General features: G+C 54.3%; 23 protein-coding genes. 15 read left to right on the top strand and 8 right to left on the bottom strand.

Annotation, left to right across the window (positions count from 1 at the left end; translation table 11 throughout):
- Nucleotides 1-40: 40 nt before the first annotated feature.
- Complete coding sequence (locus SPL01S_RS05975) at nt 41-949, top strand: LysR family transcriptional regulator (protein WP_063198176.1); 909 nt, start codon at nt 41-43, stop codon at nt 947-949.
- A 22-nt stretch (nt 950-971) separates the two neighbouring features.
- On the opposite strand, the gene SPL01S_RS05970 is transcribed toward SPL01S_RS05975, so the two are convergent.
- On the bottom strand, nt 972-2,648 hold the full coding sequence (locus SPL01S_RS05970; protein WP_063198174.1) for an alpha-keto acid decarboxylase family protein: 1,677 nt from the start codon (nt 2,646-2,648) through the stop codon (nt 972-974).
- Nucleotides 2,649-3,540: 892 nt separating this feature from the next.
- On the opposite strand from SPL01S_RS05970, the gene pagP reads away from it, so the two are divergent.
- The 3 genes from pagP (at nt 3,541) to SPL01S_RS05955 (ending at nt 5,156) form a co-directional block, all read left to right on the top strand.
- Nucleotides 3,541-4,134 carry a lipid IV(A) palmitoyltransferase PagP gene (pagP, locus tag SPL01S_RS05965; RefSeq protein ID WP_174523945.1) on the top strand — a complete coding sequence of 198 codons (594 nt, stop codon included), beginning with the start codon at nt 3,541-3,543 and terminating at the stop codon, nt 4,132-4,134.
- A gap of 175 nt (nt 4,135-4,309) precedes the next feature.
- Nucleotides 4,310-4,795 carry a YjjA family protein gene (locus tag SPL01S_RS05960; protein ID WP_062869793.1) on the top strand — a complete coding sequence of 162 codons (486 nt, stop codon included), beginning with the start codon at nt 4,310-4,312 and terminating at the stop codon, nt 4,793-4,795.
- Between the two features lie 97 nt (nt 4,796-4,892).
- Nucleotides 4,893-5,156: a putative hemolysin gene (locus tag SPL01S_RS05955; RefSeq protein ID WP_063198170.1), complete on the top strand. Its 264-nt coding sequence runs from the start codon at nt 4,893-4,895 to the stop codon at nt 5,154-5,156.
- A 35-nt stretch (nt 5,157-5,191) separates the two neighbouring features.
- On the opposite strand, the gene SPL01S_RS05950 is transcribed toward SPL01S_RS05955, so the two are convergent.
- Nucleotides 5,192-5,809 carry a hypothetical protein gene (locus SPL01S_RS05950; RefSeq protein WP_063198167.1) on the bottom strand — a complete coding sequence of 206 codons (618 nt, stop codon included), beginning with the start codon at nt 5,807-5,809 and terminating at the stop codon, nt 5,192-5,194.
- A gap of 172 nt (nt 5,810-5,981) precedes the next feature.
- On the opposite strand from SPL01S_RS05950, the gene SPL01S_RS05945 reads away from it, so the two are divergent.
- Together SPL01S_RS05945 and SPL01S_RS05940 are read left to right on the top strand one after the other, a co-directional pair.
- Nucleotides 5,982-6,764, top strand: a complete 783-nt coding sequence (locus SPL01S_RS05945) for a DeoR/GlpR family DNA-binding transcription regulator (RefSeq protein WP_063198165.1) — start codon at nt 5,982-5,984, stop codon at nt 6,762-6,764.
- Between the two features lies 1 nt (nt 6,765).
- Complete coding sequence (locus tag SPL01S_RS05940) at nt 6,766-7,149, top strand: VOC family protein (protein ID WP_063198163.1); 384 nt, start codon at nt 6,766-6,768, stop codon at nt 7,147-7,149.
- Here the strand turns inward: SPL01S_RS05940 and SPL01S_RS05935 are convergent, their stop codons facing one another.
- On the bottom strand, nt 7,150-8,058 hold the full coding sequence (locus tag SPL01S_RS05935; protein WP_062869798.1) for a LysR family transcriptional regulator: 909 nt from the start codon (nt 8,056-8,058) through the stop codon (nt 7,150-7,152).
- A gap of 126 nt (nt 8,059-8,184) precedes the next feature.
- Here SPL01S_RS05935 and SPL01S_RS05930 point away from each other — a divergent pair, with 126 nt between their 5' ends.
- From SPL01S_RS05930 to SPL01S_RS05900, 7 genes are all read left to right on the top strand, one after another.
- Nucleotides 8,185-9,066 carry a pirin family protein gene (locus tag SPL01S_RS05930; protein WP_062869799.1) on the top strand — a complete coding sequence of 294 codons (882 nt, stop codon included), beginning with the start codon at nt 8,185-8,187 and terminating at the stop codon, nt 9,064-9,066.
- 122 nt (nt 9,067-9,188) lie between these two features.
- Entirely contained in the window at nt 9,189-9,815 is a 627-nt protein-coding gene (gene ycaC / locus SPL01S_RS05925) for an isochorismate family cysteine hydrolase YcaC (RefSeq protein WP_004949145.1), read from the top strand.
- Nucleotides 9,816-10,258: 443 nt separating this feature from the next.
- A complete protein-coding gene (locus tag SPL01S_RS05920; RefSeq protein ID WP_063198160.1) occupies nt 10,259-11,425 on the top strand; it encodes a type I restriction endonuclease in 1,167 nt (388 codons plus the stop codon).
- A 293-nt stretch (nt 11,426-11,718) separates the two neighbouring features.
- Nucleotides 11,719-12,051, top strand: coding sequence for a hypothetical protein (locus tag SPL01S_RS05915; RefSeq protein ID WP_063198158.1), 333 nt, complete (start codon nt 11,719-11,721; stop codon nt 12,049-12,051).
- A gap of 442 nt (nt 12,052-12,493) precedes the next feature.
- Nucleotides 12,494-13,195, top strand: a complete 702-nt coding sequence (locus tag SPL01S_RS05910) for a hypothetical protein (RefSeq protein WP_063198156.1) — start codon at nt 12,494-12,496, stop codon at nt 13,193-13,195.
- Nucleotides 13,192-13,620, top strand: a complete 429-nt coding sequence (locus SPL01S_RS05905) for a hypothetical protein (RefSeq protein ID WP_063198154.1) — start codon at nt 13,192-13,194, stop codon at nt 13,618-13,620. The genes SPL01S_RS05910 and SPL01S_RS05905 overlap by 4 nt, the downstream gene beginning before the upstream one ends.
- 251 nt (nt 13,621-13,871) lie before the next feature.
- On the top strand, nt 13,872-14,126 hold the full coding sequence (locus tag SPL01S_RS05900; RefSeq protein ID WP_063198151.1) for a hypothetical protein: 255 nt from the start codon (nt 13,872-13,874) through the stop codon (nt 14,124-14,126).
- Here the strand turns inward: SPL01S_RS05900 and SPL01S_RS05895 are convergent.
- The 3 genes from SPL01S_RS05895 to SPL01S_RS05885 all read right to left on the bottom strand — a co-directional run bounded on the left by SPL01S_RS05895 (nt 14,123) and on the right by SPL01S_RS05885 (nt 16,435).
- On the bottom strand, nt 14,123-14,674 hold the full coding sequence (locus tag SPL01S_RS05895) for a GNAT family N-acetyltransferase (RefSeq protein ID WP_063198149.1): 552 nt from the start codon (nt 14,672-14,674) through the stop codon (nt 14,123-14,125). The two genes, SPL01S_RS05900 and SPL01S_RS05895, sit on opposite strands and share 4 nt — an antisense overlap.
- 100 nt (nt 14,675-14,774) lie before the next feature.
- Nucleotides 14,775-15,524 carry a DUF2076 domain-containing protein gene (locus SPL01S_RS05890; protein WP_063198147.1) on the bottom strand — a complete coding sequence of 250 codons (750 nt, stop codon included), beginning with the start codon at nt 15,522-15,524 and terminating at the stop codon, nt 14,775-14,777.
- A gap of 125 nt (nt 15,525-15,649) precedes the next feature.
- Entirely contained in the window at nt 15,650-16,435 is a 786-nt protein-coding gene (locus tag SPL01S_RS05885) for a helix-turn-helix transcriptional regulator (protein ID WP_063198145.1), read from the bottom strand.
- 181 nt (nt 16,436-16,616) lie between these two features.
- Here SPL01S_RS05885 and SPL01S_RS05880 point away from each other — a divergent pair, with 181 nt between their 5' ends.
- The gene (locus tag SPL01S_RS05880; protein ID WP_063198143.1) at nt 16,617-17,387 is read left to right on the top strand and encodes a class I SAM-dependent methyltransferase; all 771 of its coding nucleotides are present in this window, start codon (nt 16,617-16,619) and stop codon (nt 17,385-17,387) included.
- 58 nt (nt 17,388-17,445) lie between these two features.
- Here the strand turns inward: SPL01S_RS05880 and aqpZ are convergent, their stop codons facing one another.
- The gene (gene aqpZ, locus SPL01S_RS05875) at nt 17,446-18,141 is read right to left on the bottom strand and encodes an aquaporin Z (RefSeq protein ID WP_013811685.1); all 696 of its coding nucleotides are present in this window, start codon (nt 18,139-18,141) and stop codon (nt 17,446-17,448) included.
- A gap of 446 nt (nt 18,142-18,587) precedes the next feature.
- Between aqpZ and SPL01S_RS05870 the strand changes: the two genes are divergently transcribed.
- Nucleotides 18,588-19,949, top strand: a complete 1,362-nt coding sequence (locus tag SPL01S_RS05870; RefSeq protein ID WP_063198141.1) for an esterase-like activity of phytase family protein — start codon at nt 18,588-18,590, stop codon at nt 19,947-19,949.
- Nucleotides 19,950-19,990: 41 nt separating this feature from the next.
- Here the strand turns inward: SPL01S_RS05870 and SPL01S_RS05865 are convergent, their stop codons facing one another.
- A complete protein-coding gene (locus SPL01S_RS05865; RefSeq protein ID WP_062869808.1) occupies nt 19,991-21,172 on the bottom strand; it encodes a low temperature requirement protein A in 1,182 nt (393 codons plus the stop codon).
- Nucleotides 21,173-21,468: the final 296 nt, after the last annotated feature.

Genomic DNA, 21,468 nt, shown 5'->3' with positions numbered 1-21,468 from the left:
CAACCTACTCATTCTCTTTTCATGACGCCAATGACAAGTTATGGTTGGTAAATCCCATTTTTGTCATGGCGTGCTGATGACCCCGCGTTTATCCATCGATGCATTACGGGCGCTGCAAAGCGTCATTGATACCGGCAGCATGACGCGCGCCGCGCAACAGCTCAATCTCAGTCAGTCGGCGGTGAGCTGGAAAATCAAACGGCTGGAGGAACAGCTGGGGCGCATTCTGATCGATCGTCAGGGCGGCATGTTGACCGCCACCGCCGACGGCGAGGCGCTGCTGCTGCACGGACGGCGCATCCTGCAGGCTCACGATCGGGCGCTGGCCCACTTTTCGCCCTCGTCATTGCAGGGCGTGGTGCGTTTTGGCGCCACGGAACAGATGCCGTTGGCCCAATTGGCCGCTTTGCTGACGGCATTTACCCATCAGCATCCGCAGGTTGACGTGCAGTTGGTGATTGAACAAAGCCAGGTATTGCGTGCTGCTCTCGCGAAAGGGGATCTCGACCTGGTGCTGCATCAGCAGTTCCGCGATGCCCTGAGCACCGAGGATGTGGCGCTGGAAAGCGAACGCATTCATTGGTGCGTCCCGCCTGGGTGGCATTACCAGCCGGGCGAGAGGGTGAAGCTGGTGAGCTACGGGCCGGACTGTTTTTACCGCGGCCTGGCGGAGGAGCGCCTGAGCGCGGCGGGCATCGATTACCGGGTCTGCGTTGAGTGCCCCTCGATAGCCGGCATGCTGGTGGCCATTTCTGCGGGCATGGGGATTGGCCTGCTCAGCCAGCAATGTCTCGATCGCCGGGTGCAGGTCGATGCCGGGTTTGAACGCAGCATGCCGCTGCCCGAAGTGGTGAATGCGCTGCGCCTGGGGGCCAAACGGCATCATCCGCTGCTGCAAAGGCTGCAACAACGGATCGTACAGGCGCTGGGGAAAACGGCCGCTTCCTGAGAAGCGGCGGATAACGGCGCGGTTAGGCGCGGCGCGGGTTGGTCAGGCCGAAGTTGAAGTTATTGCAGCGGTTGCAGAACTCTTTCATCACCGGCGGGGTATCCATCATCGGTACCTTGACTTCGATAAAGGCCAGCCGATCCTGGCGTGAAGCCTGTTCCAGCGCCAGCTCCAGTTGTTGAGTGGTTTCGACCGCCACGCTGAACGGCGTAGCCTGGGTGTTGAGCACCGCCGGCAGTTTGGCGTAATCCCAGGGGCCAATGTCGTTGTAAGACGAATTCTCCCCGAGAATGTAGCGCTCTATGGTGTAGCCGTCGTTATTAATCAGGAAAATGATGGGCTTTTGCTCATAGCGCAGCAGGGTGGAGACCTCCTGGGCGGTGAGCTGGAAGGAGCCATCGCCAATAAACAGCAGATGCCGACGATGTGGCGCGGCCATCAGGGTGCCGAGCAGCGCCGGCAGAGTATAACCAATCGACCCCCAGATCGGCTGATTAACCACTTTCACGCGGTCCGGCATGCGCATGCCGCCAATCGCCGCCCCTGAGGTGCCGTTCTCCACCACCAGCACGTCATCCGCCTGAATAAAGCGCTGCATCCGCTGCCAGAAATAGGCCTGATCGAGAGCCGCTTCGCCCGGCGTCGCCAGCCGGTATTTTTGTTCGGGAAGCGGTGCCAGCGGCGGGGCCGCCATGCCTTTATCCAGCGCCAGCAGCGCTTGCAGCAGGTCCGCCGCCGCTACCGCCGGGTAGGAGGTATTGCCCAGTTTCAGCGAGAAAGGCTGAATATCAATCTGCGCGCCGGCAGGGATTTGATGCGAGAAATAACCGGTGGTGGAATCGACCAGGCGTACGCCGAAGGTCAGCACGCAGTCGGTGTTCGCCATGTGCTCGTACAACTCGGGGCGCGACAGGTCGCCGCTGTAGCCACCCATCCAGCCCGCGGTGGTTTCCGGGATAATGCATTTTGCCGTCGGCATGTTGGTGAGTGGGATCGCAAATTTATGGGCAACCTCGATCACTAATTGCTGAAGCTGAAAGCGATCCACCATTTGGTCGACCAGAATAATCGGTTTTTTCGCCTGTTTGATGCGTGCCAGCAATGCCATCGCCGCCAGTTGGACATTATATTGGTCGCTTTGCGGTAATTGTGGTGGAGTGCTCGTCTGGGCTATTTCAATTTCTACATCGCAAATATCGGAAGGCAACTGTAAATAAACCGGTTTCTTTTCCGTCCAGGCGCGGGAAATAACGCGCGGAATTTCCACCGCCGCATTTTCCGGTGTGATTAACGCTTGGGCGACGGTGAACTGTTTAAAGCAGTTCATGACGTTATCAAAGTTACCGTCCGCCAGCGTGTGGTGCAGCAGTTCATGATTTTTCATCGCATGCAGCGGCGGGGTGCCGGACAGGCAGATCACCGGTGCGGATTCGGCATAGGCGCCGGCAATGCCGGACAGCGCGGCCAGGTCGCCAACGCCGTAGGTAGTGATTAGCGCTCCGGCACCTTTAAGGCGCGCATAGCCATCGGCGGCATAAGAGGCGTTCAGTTCGTTACAATTACCGATAAATTCAAGTTCGCCTTGCTGTTCAATCAGTTCCAGCAGCGCCAGGTTATAATCGCCGGGCACGCCATAAATACGATCGATGCTCAGGGTACTGAGCTGTTGCAGAATAAAGGCTCCAATAGTGATCTTCATGTGTTTCTCCGGATTTTATCTCTTTTCTTTTATCAGGCAGAAATCAGCAAAATACATTGCCGGCGATGTTGTGTGGCGAATGAGTAAATAGTCCGCTCTGGTACAAACGGTTTTTTCTCGCTGGCTTTAACCATTATTTAAACACCCCACTTGTTCAAGTTAGGGTTGCGGTGGGGTGAACGGCGGGATTGTATTCGGGGGTTTACGTTGCCAGTAATCAATATTAAAAATAAGGTTATTGGGCGGTGGCATTTTTCATTGAATCTGATTGAACAGTAAAATCGGGATAGGGCGCGCAGATAATGGGGCGTTCGGCAATCTCTCGGTACTTTTGCCGGCAGGGGTAATCCCTTTTTTTTATTACCGCGACTTTTTTGCTTTTCTCGTTTTGTTTGCCGCAATAAATAACTCTTTTTAAGTATCTCCGGTGGGGAGCTCATTAAATTGCAGGTTGTTATCCGCAGGCGATGAAAGAGTATCTTCAATAGTGCTTTGATGTAATGGCTCCTTTACAGGGGGGCTATATTCTGGCGAGCCGTCTGTTTGCTGGGGATAGCCCGCCCAGCGGGCTTTCAGCCGCGGTTGCAAACGGGGTGGCCATCACATTCCTATTCCGGGCGACAGTAACGATTTCGCTACACTTTGCTTAAAGACGAAGATCGGCCAACGCGGGGGAGACCGCCATTATTGCGGAGTTTTCCGACAGACGGGGTATTGGGGGAGCAGTAGGCTGAGCGCCCGTAACAGGACTCACGGAATGATATTCCTTGCCGACGGTTAAACTTAACCGAGTTGCAATGAAGTGGGAAAAAAATCTTGGATAAATAAGATACAGCTTGATCTTGCTAATGCGATCGGTAAGAATCCCCGGCCTTAATTTTACAGGAGCTTTATGATGTTTTTTAAACGGACAATTATGGCTTGCTCGATGGCGTTGATGTTTCCTGCACTACCTTCTTACGCAGAGGTTGGTGCAGGAAATAGCAATTCCGTACAGGCTGAAAAACCGGGGCTGTGGCAACGTTTCACCGATAACGTATCGGAAACCTGGAATAATTCGCCGAATAAAGACATCTATCTGCCGGCCATCACCTGGCATAACCGCTGGACTTACGATGACGAGCACATCGACAAGTACAATGAGCGGCCCTGGGGCGCCGGTTATGGCATCTCGCGCTACGATAGCGACGGTGACTGGCACGGCATCTATCTGATGGCGTTCAAGGATTCGTTCAACAAGTGGGAACCGATCGGCGGTTACGCTTACGAGAAAATCTGGCGGCCGCTGGATGACAAGGATTTCCGCCTGGGATTGGGCTTTACCGCCAGCATTACCGCGCGGGATAACTGGAACTACATTCCTATCCCGGCGCCGTTGCCGCTGGCGTCGATCGGCTATAAACAGCTGACCTTCCAGGCGACCTACATTCCCGGCACTTATAACAACGGCAACGTGTTCTTCGCCTGGCTGCGCTGGCAGTTCTGATTTCCAGCGGGCCGTTGGGTCCGCTGCTCCCCCCCCCAAAAAATTACCTGAATTCTGAAAAACGGCTGCTGCAACAGATAAAAGGAACTTGTCGGCAACGGTGGCGTCGGAAGAGGTGACCCGGCGCATTGCGTAGAGCGCGCCGTTTTCGGGAAATAACAGGAGCTTTACCCCCATGAATACCAAACATCGTTTACTGTTGGCGCTGACCTTGACCACGGCTATGACCTGCGGGGCAGCGCAGGCTGCCGGACTGATGGATTCCATCAGCAGCGCCGCCGGTGAACTGACCAAGTCAGGGGGCAGCACTGGCGGCACCTCGCTGTCTTCCCTGACCGGCCTGCTGAATGGCGGCGATAAAGCGCTGAGTTCCGGCAGCATGACCAACGCTGCCGGCATCCTGCAATATTGCGTGAAAAACAATGTGTTGTCGGCCAATGGCACCGAAGCGGTGAAAGACCAATTGCTGAGTAAGTTAGGCATCAGCAGCACGGAAAACGCCAAGAGCCAGGACTACCAGCAAGGGCTGGGCGGTCTGTTGAAAACCGGCGAAGGCAAAAGCCTGGATCTGAACAACCTGGGCGTTTCGCAAATCACCGAGAAAGTGAAGCAAAAAGCCTGCGATCTGGTGCTCAAGCAGGGCGCGTCCTTTATTTCCTGATAGCCTGAACGGCGGGGGCTGCGGCCACCCGCCGTTTTTATTTCCCCGTCGTATTTCAAGCTGCAACGTGAAATTCATGGGGGCGATAAGAGCAAAAATGAAAAAAACTCTAATGGCCTCCCTGTTGGCAGGGGTGACGCTGCTACAAGGTTGTGCGGTAAAAACGCCGGAGGCGCCGCCACCGCCGCAGGTGAAAGCGGTCGGGATGGCAAACCCGGCAGACGTTTATTGCACCGAGATCGGCGGCAAGCTGAACGCCAGGCACAACGCCGACGGCCAGTATTCCACTTGCACTTTGCCGAGCGGCCAGGAAATCGAGAGCTGGGAATTGTTCCGGCGCGATCACCCGGTGAACAAGTAAGCCTGACGGCATCGGAGCCTTCATCTGGTGCCGTATCAGAACTCGCGATCGCTGATGGATTGGAACTCGATGCCGCTGTTCGAGCCCATCTTCAGCGGCATCCGCCAATCGCTGTCTTTGCCCAGGGTGAACGCTTTGGAGCGGAAGTTGCAGCCGCTCTTGATGTTCTTGATTTTCATCACGTGTTCCGCTGTTGAATCGATTTTGACATCGAAGTTGCCGGCGGCGGGAATAAACACCTCCGCCAGCTGTTGCGGCGCTGCGGGCGTTTCCAGCCTGACCAACACCGCAAAATCATTGCCTTGATTGTCCAGCGTCAGACGATGCAGGCCGGTATCGGCCCGGCGTTCCGGCTGATGCAGATAGCCTGCCGAGGCTGGCCAGGCTTGCCCGGCATTGTCGTGCAACGGCCCGCCGCACTGTTCACGCGCTTCGCGCAGCGGCATTTCACGCAGGCTTGCCCGGTTGTAATCGATGGGGGTGGTCGTCACAAATTCATCGTCATGTTGATGTGCGCGCAGATAACGTTTGGCGCTGAATACCCCAGCGGCAATCAGCATAAAGAAGATAAATATCGTCAGGCGATTCCTGAAGATGGATCCGAACAGCCTGACCGGTAATTGAAATAGCCACTTCGCGATTTTCAACAGCATCTTTTTCCCTTAGCGCCCAAGCCGTTACGTTCTGCGGTAACGATGCTTGCCTCAGTATAGCCAACATCTTGCCGACGAAAATCCCTCCCCGGCATTTTTCTTTCTCCTGATTGTTGTACGATTTTGTTCGTTTGTGTACATTTGTGATCGGTTATGCACCTTGAGCCTGAAAATGTCCAAACTGTTACCCAATGAACGTCATGACGCGATCCTCGCCACCTTGCAGCGCCAGGGACGGGTGTTGGCGGCTGAAATGGCGGAACGCCTGAATACCACCGAAGCTACCATTCGGCGCGATCTGCGCCAACTGGCGGCGCAAAACCTGTGCAAGCGCATTTATGGCGGCGCGCTGGCGCCCACGCCGGCATCCGGGCCGATGAGTGAACGGCTGCATTTAAGCGGCGACGAGAAGCAGGCGCTGGCGCTGGCCGCGCGGGAGTTGGTGACGCAGGGGCAGATCATTTTCCTTGATGCCGGCAGCACTCATCTGTATCTGGCCGACCTGCTGCCGCGCGACCAGCGGCTGACCGTCGTCACTAACGCGCTTTCCATCGCCAGTAAAATGTTGGAGCGGCCGGGGATCCGCACGATTTTAATCGGTGGCGAACTGGATGCCGAGGTGGGCGGCTGCGTGGATACGAAAGCTGCGCAGGAAATTGACGGTTTTCATTTTGATATGGCCTTTATCGGCATCTGTGCCTACGACCCGGTCAGTGGCTTTTCGGCGCTCAATTACCAGGATGCCCAGTTCAAACAGCGCCTGCTGACGCGCTCGGGCAACGTCGCGGTGCTGTGCACCCGCGACAAACTCAACACCTTCGCCCCTTACACCTTTCTGCCCGCCGGGCGAGTCGATTATCTGGTTACCCTGAGCGGCGGGCATCCGCAACTCGAACAGCAGGTGATCCAGGGAGGCGGCAAGGTGTTGTATGGCGATTCACCTAACGGAGACTGAGATGAAAATAGCCCATGTTGCACTGTGGACCCGCAATATCGATGCCCAGATGGCGTTCTGGCAGCGCTATTTCAACGGCGTTGCCGGCGAGGAATACGTTAGCCGCAACCGCCCGGGTTTTGTTTCCCGCTTTGTCAGCCTGGCTGGCGGTCCGCAGTTGGAAATTATGCGCCTGCCGGATCTGCTGCCGGCGGAACAGGCCAACGAGCGCGTGGGCTGGGCGCATATCGCGCTGTCGGTCGGTGACGAGGGCCAGGTCGATATGTTGGCGCAGCGCGCCCGGCAGGAGGGTATCCTGCAGGCGCCACCGCGCTGGACCGGCGATGGTTTTTATGAGGCGATCATCCGCGATCCCGACGGTAACGCCATCGAAATTACCGCCTGATCACTCTTCCTCGAGGATCGCGAACTGCCGGGACAAATAGTCGAGCAGCAACCGCACCGCCGGCAGCAGCCCACGGCGTGACGGATAGACCGCATGCACAACGCCGCCCTGCGGTTGCCAACCGGGCAGCAATGGCACCAGCTCGCCGCGCAGCATGTTGTCGCGCATCATCATCGACGGCAACTGCACAATGCCGACGCCGGCAATCGCCGCGGTACGCAGCATCAGCATATCGTCGGTAACCAGCCGCGGCCTGTGCTCCCATTCCACTTTCTCACCGGCCGGCCCGGTCAGTTGCCATTGGTGCTGTGCCCGCGCCGGCCCAAGATCGAGCGTCGGGTATTTATCCAATTCGTCAGGCCGTTGCACCGGGCCAAGGGTCCGAACCAGCGCGGGGCTGGCGGCGATGTACCAGATGCGTTGAGCCAGGATCTTCAACACCAGATCGCTGTCTTCCAGCGGCGGCGGCCGCACGCGGATCGCCAGATCCAGGCCTTCGCCCACGACATCCACCCGGCGATTGGTGGCTTCCAGATGGACCGTCACTTTGGGGTAATCGGCCATAAAGGCCGCCACCATACTGCCGACGCGGGTATGCAGGAGCGCCACCGGGCAAGACATGCGCACCGTTCCGCAGGGCTCCGCGCGGGTTTGCTCAATGGCCTGCTGCGCGGCGTCGGCCTCCACCAGCATCGCCTTGCAGTGAACGTAGTAGTTCTGACCGACTTCGGTGACGGAGAAACGCCGGGTTGAACGCTGGATCAGGCGTACGCCCAGGCGCTCTTCCAGCAGCGCCACGCGGCGGCTGAGCTTGGACTTCGGAATGCCCAATGCCCGGCCGGCCGGTGCAAATCCCTGATGATCGACCACGCTGGCGAAATAAAACAGATCGTTCAAATCGGTGAACATCACCCGTCCTTATCGTTCTATGTGTAGAACGCTGAGTGTACATCTTGCCTACTACTGCGGCAAATGGCGTTCAATTAGACTTCTGGCATCAACCTAAGGTCGCGAGACCTGAAACGGGAGTTCAAGATGAAAAAGATCCTCGGTATTTACGACAGCCCTGAAGCCCATTGGGTCGGCAACGGTTTCCTGGTGAATTCGCTGTTCTCCTACAACGATTTGGGGGCGGAAATGAGCCCGTTCCTGCTGTTGGATCATGCCGCACCAACCAAATTCCGTTCCGCCTCCGGCACCCGCGGCGTTGGTCAGCACCCGCATCGCGGGTTTGAAACGGTGACCATCGTGTATCAGGGGGAAGTGGAGCACCGCGATTCCACCGGCAGCGGCGGGGTGATTGGCCCCGGCGACGTGCAATGGATGACCGCCGCCTCGGGTATTTTGCACGAAGAGTTCCATTCACGGGATTTCTCGCGCAACGGCGGCACCATGGAAATGGTGCAACTGTGGGTCAACCTGCCGGCCAAGGACAAAATGGCCGAGCCGGGTTACCAGACGCTGCTGAATGCGGATATTCCGGTGGTTCCGCTGGCGGACGGCGCAGGGCAGGTGCGGGTGATTGCCGGTAACTTTGGCGGCCACGCCGGCCCGGCACGCACCTTCAGCCCGCTCAATGTGTGGGACATGAAGCTGAACGCCGGCCACACCACCACGTTGACCGTGGAAGAAGGCCATACCCTGGCGTTGGTGATGCTGCACGGTGCCATTCATGTTAACGGCGAGGAAGTGGTGCGCGAAACCCAAATGGTCAGGTTTGACCGTGCGGGCGATTCGATCACTATCGAAGCCAACAACGATGTCGCCTTGCTGGTACTGAGCGGCGAACCGATCGATGAGCCTATCGTCGGCTACGGCCCGTTCGTGATGAACAGCGATGCTGAAATCCAGCAGGCTTTCAGCGATTTTAACGGCGGCAAGTTCGGCACTATGGCGGCTGAGTACGGGGCGAGTTAAACCATCCCTGCTGGCCCGGAGCAAGTTCTCCGGGTCAGACACTACACTTAAACCTCTGCGCTCCCGGCGTTGTGGCCGGGGCGCTATATCCGCAATAATCAAAAACCCAACAGGAGTAAACCATGGCTGCAAATTACAAACGCCTCGACAAGGATCAGGCCGCCGTATTGCTGGTGGATCATCAGGCAGGGCTGCTTTCGCTGGTACGTGATATCGATCCCGATCGTTTTAAAAACAACGTACTGGCGCTGGGTGATTTAGCGAAGTATTTCAACCTGCCAACCATCCTGACTACCAGTTTCGAAGAGGGACCGAACGGCCCGCTGGTGCCGGAACTGAAGGCACAATTCCCTGACGCACCTTTCATTCCTCGCCCGGGGCAGATTAACGCCTGGGATAACGACGACTTCGTAAAAGCGGTAAAAGCCACCGGTCGTAAACAGTTGATTATCGCCGGCGTGGTCACCGAGGTATGCGTGGCGTTCCCGGCGCTGTCCGCCCTCAGCGAAGGCTTTGAGGTGTTTGTGGTCACCGACGCCTCCGGCACCTTCAACGAGCTGACGCGTCAGTCGGCCTGGAGCCGAATGGAAGCCGAAGGCGCGCAACTGATGACCTGGTTCGGCGTGGCCTGCGAGCTGCACCGCGACTGGCGCAACGATGTGGAAGGGCTGGGCGCGCTGTTCTCCAATCATATCCCGGACTACCGTAACCTGATGACCAGTTACAGCACGCTGACTCGCGGTAAATAAGATCTGATGGAGCGCAGCTGTAAGCTGCGCTCCACGCAGGAAATAAACTTTGTGATGTTGAGTTATTGAAATATTTTATTAAATAAATCTGTCTGTTATCCCTTCCCCTTTAGCTTATCTCCTTCCTGATACCGATGAAATTTGACAAAAACGCGTAAAAAAACGGCATTTAATTGTCTTTGGAATTATTAATTTGCTATAGATTTATTTGGTTAAAATACATAGCCGATTATTTCTGTTCGTGCATCAATTTTTCCAAAATGGCTTTGCTCAAAGTCTGGCCCTTCTGCTATATATTTAATGTTTAAAGATTAATGTGATTTTATTTCAGAAATAAAAATGAGTGGGCAGCCTATTAGGCGGTTCATGTGAAAGTAGTAAATTTTTCTGCAGATGTCATTTTAAGAAATGACGGACTTTTCACACAGCAAGAGGGATGGTTGATGAATGCATTCAGAGATAAACTCAAAGCACATGTGAATCATGTGGCTACGGTCGGCCAACATTGCAATACGGAAGAAACGACAAAGCAGGCACTGATTTTGCCACTATTAGAAATTCTTGGTTTTCATCCTTATGACCCAACGAAAGTGAAGGCAGAGTATGGTGCTGATTTCCCAGGAGTAAAGGTGGGTGAGCGGGTTGATTACTCTCTTTTCTGTCATGCGGTGCCTGTTATGTTTATTGAAGCTAAATCCTTCAATCAAAACCTAACAAACCATAGCCCACAGCTTTCACGTTACTTTAATGCTACCCCAGAAGTCACCGTGTCTGCGATCACCAACGGAAAAGAGTGGCGTTTTTTCACCGATCTTAAAGATAAAAATATCATGGATGACGCGCCATTTCTGAAGATAGATTTTAATGATTTGAATGATTCTGATATTGAACAGCTTTATAGGTTTAGGCATGATCAATTCCAGCCTGAGGCTCTCAGAACGTTGGCTGAGGAGAGCATTTACTTAACATCATTCACAAAAACAATCAGTGCAAGCTTAAGGGATGTGGACATGGATTTTGTCAGGTATGTGGCAAATCGATCTAATGTTCAGCGTCAACTTAACCAGCGTTTTCTTGAAACTATAACGCCTTTAGTTCGTTTGGCGGTTGAGAAGGCGGTGAGTGCAATGGTTGTTTCCGGTCTGTCTGTAACTTCTGAAAGTGCAGCCCTCTCTGAAAGCGGCCCGAAAGGTGAGGAAAAGAACAACACTGACCCACTGGCGCCGATTATTGATCCAGAAAACAGCAAGATTGTTACTACCCATGCTGAAAGAGCTTTATTCGACAATGTGGCGATGATTCTCGGAGAGAGCGCAGATCTGACAGCAAAAGACACTGAGAGTTATTACAGTATCTTGTTCCAGGGCAAGACTACGCGATGGATTCTACGTTATTTTGATAATAAACAAAGGCCTACCATTTTACTCCCTTTGGAGATCAATGAAGAGAGGCATGCTGAAATCATCCGCGCCGGTTTAGAACTCGCTGCTGGGGGACATATCATCATTGATAGGCCAGAGAATATTTTGCGACTGACGGGGTTGATCATCGATTCTTATCATTATTGTATTGACGATGAAAACTTCCGGCAGAAGAAAAAATCACAGTAGTAATAACCCGTTAGGCTAGATTTATCCGTTAATAACAAGCGGTCTCAGCCTGTGCATATGAGTGGTAGGTGCTTTATAAATCCGGTTTAACTGACGAACCCTTTTTCTAGTGTTTGCAATAAGGAATGATCAAATAAATTTCCCATGATCTTTACAAGATCCTTAAGCTTTGATCACGTTGGCGTCAGGATGTAAGCAAAGATCATCGGTGTGAAAAGGTCGTGAAAAGCGGCTTTCTCATCTGCCGGGGGCGGGGTAGGTTAAACCTAATCCCGGCAAATGAGGTCAATATCATGAAAAATGCACGCAAAGTACTGGCACTGCCTTTCCTGGCCGCCGCGACGCTGTTCAGCGTCAGTGCGCTTTCCGCTCCGGCTCCGACAGATAAAAATGCGCCGCCGGCAGGACAAGACTTCCGCTTGCCGCCTTTCCCGGAGGGGCATATGCCCAAACCTGGTTTCTGTCACGGTGGGGAGTTGTTCTGCGCCACCTCTGCCAGCGACAACCCGACCGAAACCATCAATAAGCTGACCTCGGTGATCCCGGCTGGCAGCGCCAAGCATTATGAGGTACGAATTTCGGTCGTGGCATTGCCGGATACGCCGCCAGCACCGCCGGCCCCTTAAAGACCGCATCAGTCTGCGGGCGCTTGCATCTCTATTATATAATTTGGTAATGAGTGGTATCACGATATAAGTTCATTAAATAGATGTGTCATTGGCTCCTTCTTTTTAGTGTGATGAGTAACGCTGCTGATTATTAATTTATGATTGATAACTCATTAAAAAATATAGTCTTAAAAATAAGAACTGGATCACAATATAGGTATCAAGAGATTCACGAGGTTAGTGATAATGTACATCGTGAAAAAACGCCATTCCATTAAGGAGATTTTCCTGAGTTAGGAAGGTACCTCGGCTGAATTATTTTTGGTGCCCTTACCCAGGGGGGCTGACACACGGTAAGGAAAAGCAAGCGGGAATCACAACATTTGGGCTAATTCCCGCGGATACCTGTAATGATGTAATCATGTGATTACATGTTCTTTAAAAGGAAGGGAGCTTAAGGATGAGTAAACGGAATGAAATTATCGACGGTTCACAAGCGGCAACGGCCAGAGGTGGATTGATCTATACGGAAGTGCTGGGTTGGGTTGATCTCGGCCATGCGAGAGGGGATGACGTCAGGATACTGATGAACAAAATCGATCGCGGTGAGGCCATGAAGGCTGAACGCTACGATGTCACTTATGCCCAGTCTATGGTTTCCCCAAAACAGATCCTTCGAGTGGGCAAGTTCATCACGTGGCGCATCCGTAAGGGCCGCCCGTATCACGAACGTAAAAGCATTGCTCTGGCAATGATGATGACGTTAGCCAGGCGCTTTGAAACGTTTCAAGCCACATTTCCTAACAACATGGTGACTGACAGTGGATTCAGTGGCGAGGACCTGGTATCCGACCTATTGGGTTTTTACCGCGTGATGTCAATTCAGAATCCGTTTTCTAGGCTGAGACCGGTTAGCAAAGAAGAAGCACTCAAGCGCTGGGATTACTACGGAAAAATTGGCTCCTGGAAAAATGAAACCTTCCAGCCACTGTTGTTTCCGGACCCGGAGCGATTTCCCAACGCCAGACCCCGCTTAGGCCAACTGCCTAACTTTATGAAGACCCTTCAACCCTACAACGATTGGAAGTCCGGAAACGTTGCTATTGCGACAGTGGACGGCTCTTTCATACAAAACGGGAAGAAGAGAGATCTGATTGTATGAGAAAGCCATTTAAAATCGCCCTTGCCGTCGTTGTTATTATCACGGCCATGTTTGCCTACTTCTGGTCAACGATACAAATGGAACTGGCTGGTAGCGCGCACTATACCGAGCAGGATAAAAAGGAGTATGACTATTATACGCCTGACATTCTGAAGAGAATTCCGAGAATATCTGATCGGTATGAGTTCGATTTTTATAACGTGGCGGGACCAGGATCACTGGTATATTCGGTAACGTTTTACGGTACAACTGAGACCAGCAAGGTTGGCGCTTACCTAACTTCTCTTGGCTACATTAAGCAAAACACCTGTTTAATCGAGGGTGAGTGTTGGCGCGGAAATGATCCCGCAGAAACTGTGACCGTTGGCGTTGTGCCAAAAATCAATGCAGTGATGGTGCAAGTCGATAACTCACCGCAGTTTTAATCTCTCGAAGCCTCTGATTGAAAACGTTCTGCGGAAGCTGTCGTCCTCGCTCTCCATTACGTTTCTCCAAGAAAAAAGAGCCGAAGCTCCTTTTTTCATATTCGGGGGCTCAGTTCTTGCCGTGTGCTTCGTCGGGGCGCTATCTGCATTCCGGCTCCCGATGAGCTTTACGCTTCTTTACCCTTTAATTGCTTGAAATATCAGCATGCTGGCTCCATATAATGGAACGTTCAGCCAAAAAAGGAGTGCGTATGGGAATCAGTGAAGAAGAGCATCTCCGCCGTTTAACCCACGAAAAGAACGCTGTGGGGAATTCGGCGAAATGGGTAGCGATAGTTTCAGCCATTTATTTTGCTCTGATGGTGTTTTACGGCCACCCGATTGGTGTGATGGCCATGTCCGGGGTGATCTTTATCGTTTCCACCGCCATCTGGTTGAAGAAGCGCAAGAAAGTGAAATCCTATCGTCGGGTGCTGGCGGAAATCAACGACGACACCTCCGTTTAACCGCCCTGATAGTCGCTGCGCATCAGGGTATAAATCAGGCTTGGCTCGGCGCCAGGCACGTCGTTTAGCGTATCCACCAAGCGCAGTCCCGCTTTTTCCAACACGTGACGTGAGGCCTGATGGTTTGCACGAACGGTGGCGGAAATCTCATCCAACCCCAGGAGTTCGAAGCCATATTCGAGCGCAGCCAGCGCCATTTCCGTGGCCAATCCCATTCCCCAGACCTGCGTATCGAAGCGGTAACCCAGATTCACCGTGCGTTGCGCGCCGAGCGGATGCCACGATAGCCCGCCGAAGCCGATGATCCACTCCGGCCGTTCACGTAGCGCAATCGCCCAAGAGCCATAACCGCGTTGCCGCCATGTATCTATGCGTTCAGTAAGCACCTGCTTAGCCTGCTCTTCGCTGACAACGGGCCCGGCAGGGTTGAAGCGCTGGGTTTCAGGATCGCCGAAAATGGCGTAAAACCTGGCCAGATCGTCGGCCACCGGTGGGCGCATCACCAAGCGGGTGCTGATATAGGGATTGGTAGGGGACATCTTCGGCATGGATTCTCGTAACCTGCTGTGATTGGGCAGGTTTAACTGTAGACCAACTGCGCGGGGGAGAAAACATAAACCCCCTCTCCGGGCGGAGAGGGGGGCAGAATCAGATAAATGAATCGTCGTCGCTGTAGTCGTCATCCGCGAAATCGGCGCTGTCGTCGGTTTGATAACCTGCGTTCTGGAAACCGTTGTCCTGATTCAGGAAGCGGCTGTCGCCGTTGTTAAAGGTGTCGAGGTTGTTGGACGCGTCAAACTCCCTCATTGCGCTGTCGTCCACCGGCTGTACCGGTGTTTCGTCGATAATGTTCACAATCTCTTGCGGCTGCGAATGGCGGAACATGCCGGTCAGCATGTCGGCCAACACCACGCCACCCGCCACACCTGCCGCAGTTTGCAATGCGCCGCCGAGGAACCCGCCGGCCCGAGAAGGCGCAGCCGCCTGCTGTGGCGCTTGTTGTGGCTGCTGCTGCGGGGCATAACCCGCCTGCGGCTGATTATTCCAGGCTGCATTATTCTGCTGTTGCGCCTGGTACTGATCGCGCGGGCTTGGCGTATTGCGGCTGCCACCGCCGAACAACCCGGCCAGGAAGCCGCCGCTGCTCTGTTGGCTGGCGCTATTTTGCTGCTGCTGAGCGATCTGGTTCTCCAGATCTTTTACCCGCTGGTCCAGTTGCTTCAGCGCCGCTTCCTGAATGATCATCGCCTGCGCCATATAATAAGGCGCAGAAGGTTGTTCACGGATGTGCTGGTTGATGAGCTGCTCTGCCTGGAGATCCCTCTGGCCCGTCTTGGTCTCGGCTTCTTTCAAGCGGCCAAACAAACCATCGATAAGGCGTTGTTCTTCAGATTGCATAGGGTTACCTCAGGAGATAAATAACAAAGCTTGATGATGATTATCATCGGTAGCTATCACCCTAGCGCGTTTGTGTTAACCAATAAATAAATGGTGAGTAAACCTGTTTATGAATTTGTTACCAGTTACGCCAAAGGGATTAGCATGACCAGCTTCAGCGCGCTGTTTTCCGCCGGATGAAAGGTCAGTTGCCGATAGTGCAGCGCCCCCTGCTGCGGATGAGTGAACCCCCGTTCGCCGCCCTCGCGCGCCATCACGTCATGTTGCTTCCACCAGTGATTAAAGGCTTCGCTGTTGTGCGTCATGTTGCGCACGAAGGCGCGCATCGCTTCGGTATTCTGGTGATGGCTGGTTTCCGCGCGAAACTCGGCCACCACGCGCCGAGCGCGATCGTCCCAGTCGCAGACCAGGGTCTTCGCCAGCGGGTGGAAAAACATAAAGTGCAGCAGATTGGGCGTCTTGGCCTGGCCCAGCCAGCCGCTGAACAGGGTTTCCGCTTGCGGATTCCAGGCAAGGATATTCCAGGTGAGATCCAGCAGATAACAGGGGACTGCCACCTGGTAAACGCTTTGCAAAACGGCGCTGTTGGCGATGTCCTGATGCTGTTCCTGCTCGGGATCGGCCACCCGTGCCAGGGTAAACAGGTAGTGACGTTCGGCATGCCCCAGTCGTAACGCTTTGGCAATGCGCGCCAGCGTATGCGGAGAGATGGACACCTCGCGCCCCTGCTCTATCCAGGTATACCAGGTGGCGCTGATGCCGCTGATTTGCGCCAACTCCTCACGCCGCAGGCCGCTGGTGCGGCGGCGCGGTGCGCTGGGCAGCCCCAACATGTCTGGCGTGATGCGCTCGCGGTGGGCGCGCAGAAAGGCGCCGAGGGCTTTGGGGCCGGATAAGGCTTCGGATTGCATAGGGGGGTACCTGCTCATACTAGGATAACTGCTTATATTGTACCCGTATATCAGCCTGATTATAGTGGGTTGTATCCCGTAATTGTTTGTGACCGCCAGCGGCGCTCAGGTGCAATGACGGAAACACCTTAATAGAAAGCCATCCGGCACGGGCGCAAGCCCGACAATAACAGGAGCAAACATGAGCATCAGCAACAGCCATAAAAATGCGGTCGATCGTCAGTTCGGCGAGCAGGCCAGCGCCTACCTGACCAGCGCGGTGCACGCGCAGGGCAAAGATTTGCAACGCCTGGCAACATTGCTGGAACCCCATGCCGATGCCAGGCTGCTCGATCTGGGCTGTGGGGCCGGGCACGCCAGCTTTACCGCGGCGGCGAAAGTGGCTCAGGTCGTGGCCTATGATTTGTCCGCACAGATGCTTGAAGTGGTTAGCCAGGCGGCAGTGGATAAAGGGTTGAGCAATATTCAGGTACAGCAGGGCGTGGCGGAATCGCTGCCGTTTGACGATGCCGGCTTTGATCTGGTGATCAGCCGTTACTCGGCGCACCACTGGCATGACGTGGGCCAGGCGCTGCGTGAAGTTAAACGCGTGCTGAAACCGGGCGGCATGGCGATCTTTATGGATGTGGTGTCGCCGGGGCACCCGCTGTTGGATATTTATCTGCAAACCGTTGAAGTGCTGCGCGACACTTCGCATGTGCGAAATTATTCGCCGGGTGAATGGCTTAGCCTGCTGACTGAGGCTGGGCTGGTGGTGCGGGAGGTCACTTCGGATCGGTTGTATCTGGAGTTCGGCAGTTGGGTGGCGCGCATGCGTACGCCGGAGCATTTCGTTACCGCCATTCGCGCGTTGCAGCAGGGCGTTTCTGAAGACGTGCTTCAGCACTTCGCCATTCAACCGGACGGATCCTTCACCAGCGACATTATGATGTTTGAAGCGGCGAAAGCTTAAAAAACAGCAGGGCAGCCGATAAGGGCTGCCCTGTTAAACGCAATCAAATACCGCTTAATTACTTCTTGTCTTCCAGCAGGCAGCGATAAATCAGGCCACCGATGACACCGCCGATTAACGGCACCAGCCAGAATACCCAAAGTTGTTGCAATGCCCAGGTGCCCTGGAATATTGCCACGCCGGTACTGCGCGCCGGGTTAACGGAGGTATTGGTTACCGGAATACTGATTAAGTGAATCAGCGTTAATGCCAGACCGATAGCCAAAGGGGCAAACCCTGCCGGCGCACGCTTATCTGTCACGCCGTGAATAACAATCAGGAAGAATGCGGTCAGGACCAATTCAATAACGATGGCGGATTGCAGAGAATAGCCGCCCGGTGAATGTTCGCCGTAGCCGTTGGAAGCAAAGCCGCCGCCGGTTGGATCAAAGCCCGCTTTGCCGCTGGCAACCAAATACAGCACGGCCGCTGCAGCGATACCGCCGATGACCTGAGCGATCACATAGGGGATGACGTCTTTGGCCGGGAAACGGCCGCCGGCAAATAATCCCACGGTAACGGCCGGGTTAAAGTGCCCGCCAGAAATATGCCCAACGGCATAGGCCATTGTGACTACGGTAAGACCAAAAGCGAGTGCCACACCGGCAAAACCAATACCCAGTTGTGGAAATGCTGCAGCTAATACCGCACTGCCACAACCACCAAACACCAACCAAAATGTGCCAAAAAATTCAGCAAATAGTCGCTTTGACATAAACTCCATCCTACGGAAAATACTAACGATCGTTAGCACTAAAAACTATAGAACACCTTTCTCAATTAATGCAGGTTTCTATCAGCATTTTCTTAATGCACCTTAATGACGGCGGGTATTAAATCCCCGTAAATTAGTTTTGTCTATGCGACTTCGGCTATATTTTTCCGAATTTTCGCGCGTTTGTTTATTTTTTTATCTTTCTTATGAGAATTTACCCTAAGCTTAAATGTTAGGGCTGTTGTTAGCCTAATCCGACCCTTGGGAAATTTAATTTTCCATCTGCTTTTTCCATTCAATTCGCCGATGTTAATTGTTAATTTCTATTTGCCATGTTTAATTAGCACTATGATTCATGACATTAGCGGGGCTGTCATCAGAATGTCACGCTAGGTTAATACCTTAGCAAGCTGCAAACTTCACTCCCTTAACTCTGAGCCATAACCATGAAAATAAAACCGGTTTCGCTGTTAATTACCTCGTTGTTTCCTCTGATCTCTTATGCCGCCGACGTTGAGGTAGAGCGCTATGTCGTCAGCTTCCCCAGCGGTGAGCACGTAAGCTATCAGGGCGCTTTCGCCAAGCATTTTCCGCAGGGATTACCGGTAGGTATCGGCTCCGGCCTGGTGTTCAATGGCCGTGAGGGCAATGATCTGCTGCTGACCACCGTCACCGATCGCGGTCCTAACGCCGATGCGCCTGCGGTCGGTGAACAGGAGGCCAAAATCTTTGCCAACCCGAAGTTCGTTCCCTTGCTGATGGATATTCGCGTTGGCAGCGGGAAAGCCGTTGCCGGCAATCAGCGCCCATTGCATGACGAACAGGGGCCTGTCAGCGGACTGCCGCTGCCGGGCGGGCTGATTGGGGCCACCAACGAAGTGGCGCTGAGCGATACGCTCAAAACCTTGCCGAGTGATCGACGCGGGCTGGATACAGAAGGCATTACGGCCGACGGTAACGGCGGCTACTGGTTGTGCGATGAATACGGCCCGTTCCTGATCCATATCGACAATAAAGGCAAGATCCTCGCCAAATATGGCCCTGCGCCGCAGAAAGGGGAGCAGGCGGTGGCCGGCGGCTTGCCGAATATTATCAAGTGGCGCCAGCCTAACCGGGGTTTCGAGGGCATCACCCGCCTGCCGGATGGCCGCATTTTGGCGGCGGTGCAGAGCACGCTGGACGTTGACGGCAAGAGCAAGAACAAGGCGCAATTCACTCGCCTGGTCAGTTTTGATCCGGCCAGCGGCAAAACGGCGATGTACGGCTACCCGATTGATATCGACAGCTATAACAAGGCCAAGGATGCCAAAGTCGGCGACATCGTGGCGGTGGACAACCAGCATATCTTGCTGATTGAACAGGGCAGCGATAAAGACAAGCAGATGATTAACAAAATCTACCTGGTCGATCTCAGCCAGGCGACCGATCTGACGACCTTCGACGGCAAGGACAAAGCGCTGGAGTTTGACGATGCCAAGGATCTCGCCAAGCGCGGCGTGAAGCTGGCGCAAAAGCGCGAAGTGGTGGATCTGCGCAAATTGGGCTGGCAGCAGGAAAAAGTGGAAGGCCTGACGCTGATCGACGATCGCACGCTTGCGGTGATTAACGATAACGATTTTGGTCTGCAGGCCAAGCTGGTGAACGCCGAGCCTAAGGGCAAGAAAATCGGCGATTACCAGTTGGATAAGCAGGGCAGCTTGACCCTTGACGGTAAAGCCGTGCCGACGAGCATCGAACTGCGGCCGCTGGATAAGCCGGAATCACTGAGCGAACTGTGGGTGCTGAAACTGCCGCAACCGCTGAAATAACTGCCGTGACAGGGGGCATAGCGTGCCCCCTGTCCACCTTCTTATGTTGCCGCGCCGTTCTGTTGCTGCGGCGTTCTGCCCCGCGAGATGCTTTCCCACACCGCAACCACCACCATAATCAGCGTGGTCAGTCCGTTTACCATCAGCAAATCGGTCAGGTAAGCTATCGGCGTCAGCACGGCCAGCGCGATCAGGCCCACCAGGTGCGATAATGGGAAGCGGCGATACACCAGCCGTTTGTACAAGGCGTTGGCGAGCAGGTAAATGGCCGGACCGAGGAGCAACACCGCCGCCGTCACGTTGCCGATAGGGCCGTCGGGATGGGCGATCACCAGTTCGTTGGCGACGGCGCAGACGATAATTGCCCCGACCAGCACCACGTGCACATAGTGGAAGTTGGCACCCAACTGGCCGGGGTTTTCCGCCTGGCTGATGGCGTGGCTTCCGGCTTTGCTGCTGGTATCGAAATAGACCCACCACATCGCCAGACTCCCGATAAAGGCCACCAGCGAGGCGATCAGCACCGGCGCTGTCCAGGTTTCCATTTCGCTGAGGGTCGAGCCGGTAATCAGAATGGTTTCACCCAACGCCACGATCACGAACAGCTGGCAGCGCTCTGCCAGGTGATGGCCTTCTATGGTCCATTCACTGCTGCTGTCGGAGCGGCCCAGCACCGGCAGGCGGAAACCGAACATCGGTGAAACGTATTCGCACAACACCGCCAGCGCCCACAGCAGCAGCCGACTATTGCCTTGCGCCAGTCCGCCCAGGATCCAAAATATCGCCGAAATGCACAACCAGCCCAGGATACGGCGGAAGTTTTGCTTCAGGGGGTGATTGGCTTCCAGCAGGTTCAGGACCACCCAGGAGCGACCCACCTGGATCGCCACATAGAACAGCGCGAAAATTAACCCGCGTTCGCCAAACGCCTGCGGCAGCGCGGAGGCGGCGAACAGCCCCAGCAGCATGATGGCGAACAGCAGGATACGAATGGGGCGGGTATCCGGATTGAACCAGTTGGTCACCCAGGCGGTGTATTGCCACGCCAGCCAGACGGCAAACCACAGCAACAGGGTTTCCAGCGCGCCGGTCAGCGTCAGATGGTGCAGCAGGTAGTGGGAAAGTTGAGTAACGGCGAAAACGTAGATCAGATCGAATAACAGTTCCGAGAACGAAACCGAAGCGCCTCGACCATCGCGCACGCGCAGTAAGGTTTGCGACATAGAGAGTCCTTCTAAAGTGATAACCTTCAGAAAACAGCGTAGTTCAGGGGGTAACAGAGGGTGGAAATTTCTTAAAAACGAAAGTTTTTATATTACAGGGAGCACCGGGCTTTTAATTGGCTTCGGACAGGGGTAAAGTTTTCTCAGCAGCTGCAGAATTATCCTGTCATGACATCGATGTACGCACTTCCTCCTTATTTATCTCACAATGATTGATGTTCTTTACATTGAATGACGTCGCTTTGCACTGCCAGGCGGATAATTAATTCCACTGATAGAGAAAATAAACAAAAACA

Source organism: Serratia plymuthica NBRC 102599, assembly GCF_001590925.1.
GTDB lineage: Bacteria > Pseudomonadota > Gammaproteobacteria > Enterobacterales > Enterobacteriaceae > Serratia > Serratia plymuthica.
The sequence above is the reverse complement of the archived record's forward strand: the minus strand, read 5'-3'. Positions and strand labels throughout refer to the sequence as shown.

Bases quoted from the DNA above. Each gene is read 5' to 3' on its own strand.
- SPL01S_RS05960 (WP_062869793.1), top strand. From the start codon at position 4,310: ATGAATACCAAACATCGTTTACTGTTGGCGCTGACCTTGACCACGGCT.
- SPL01S_RS05895 (WP_063198149.1), bottom strand. From the start codon at position 14,674: ATGCCGAAGATGTCCCCTACCAATCCCTATATCAGCACCCGCTTGGTG.
- pagP (WP_174523945.1), top strand. From the start codon at position 3,541: ATGATGTTTTTTAAACGGACAATTATGGCTTGCTCGATGGCGTTGATG.
- SPL01S_RS05885 (WP_063198145.1), bottom strand. From the start codon at position 16,435: ATGCAATCCGAAGCCTTATCCGGCCCCAAAGCCCTCGGCGCCTTTCTG.
- SPL01S_RS05890 (WP_063198147.1), bottom strand. From the start codon at position 15,524: ATGCAATCTGAAGAACAACGCCTTATCGATGGTTTGTTTGGCCGCTTG.
- SPL01S_RS05900 (WP_063198151.1), top strand. From the start codon at position 13,872: ATGGGAATCAGTGAAGAAGAGCATCTCCGCCGTTTAACCCACGAAAAG.
- SPL01S_RS05880 (WP_063198143.1), top strand. From the start codon at position 16,617: ATGAGCATCAGCAACAGCCATAAAAATGCGGTCGATCGTCAGTTCGGC.
- SPL01S_RS05970 (WP_063198174.1), bottom strand. From the start codon at position 2,648: ATGAAGATCACTATTGGAGCCTTTATTCTGCAACAGCTCAGTACCCTG.
- SPL01S_RS05930 (WP_062869799.1), top strand. From the start codon at position 8,185: ATGAAAAAGATCCTCGGTATTTACGACAGCCCTGAAGCCCATTGGGTC.
- SPL01S_RS05950 (WP_063198167.1), bottom strand. From the start codon at position 5,809: ATGCTGTTGAAAATCGCGAAGTGGCTATTTCAATTACCGGTCAGGCTG.
- SPL01S_RS05910 (WP_063198156.1), top strand. From the start codon at position 12,494: ATGAGTAAACGGAATGAAATTATCGACGGTTCACAAGCGGCAACGGCC.
- aqpZ (WP_013811685.1), bottom strand. From the start codon at position 18,141: ATGTCAAAGCGACTATTTGCTGAATTTTTTGGCACATTTTGGTTGGTG.
- SPL01S_RS05955 (WP_063198170.1), top strand. From the start codon at position 4,893: ATGAAAAAAACTCTAATGGCCTCCCTGTTGGCAGGGGTGACGCTGCTA.
- SPL01S_RS05905 (WP_063198154.1), top strand. From the start codon at position 13,192: ATGAGAAAGCCATTTAAAATCGCCCTTGCCGTCGTTGTTATTATCACG.
- SPL01S_RS05945 (WP_063198165.1), top strand. From the start codon at position 5,982: ATGTCCAAACTGTTACCCAATGAACGTCATGACGCGATCCTCGCCACC.
- SPL01S_RS05870 (WP_063198141.1), top strand. From the start codon at position 18,588: ATGAAAATAAAACCGGTTTCGCTGTTAATTACCTCGTTGTTTCCTCTG.
- SPL01S_RS05865 (WP_062869808.1), bottom strand. From the start codon at position 21,172: ATGTCGCAAACCTTACTGCGCGTGCGCGATGGTCGAGGCGCTTCGGTT.
- ycaC (WP_004949145.1), top strand. From the start codon at position 9,189: ATGGCTGCAAATTACAAACGCCTCGACAAGGATCAGGCCGCCGTATTG.
- SPL01S_RS05935 (WP_062869798.1), bottom strand. From the start codon at position 8,058: ATGTTCACCGATTTGAACGATCTGTTTTATTTCGCCAGCGTGGTCGAT.
- SPL01S_RS05920 (WP_063198160.1), top strand. From the start codon at position 10,259: ATGAATGCATTCAGAGATAAACTCAAAGCACATGTGAATCATGTGGCT.
- SPL01S_RS05975 (WP_063198176.1), top strand. From the start codon at position 41: ATGGTTGGTAAATCCCATTTTTGTCATGGCGTGCTGATGACCCCGCGT.
- SPL01S_RS05915 (WP_063198158.1), top strand. From the start codon at position 11,719: ATGAAAAATGCACGCAAAGTACTGGCACTGCCTTTCCTGGCCGCCGCG.
- SPL01S_RS05940 (WP_063198163.1), top strand. From the start codon at position 6,766: ATGAAAATAGCCCATGTTGCACTGTGGACCCGCAATATCGATGCCCAG.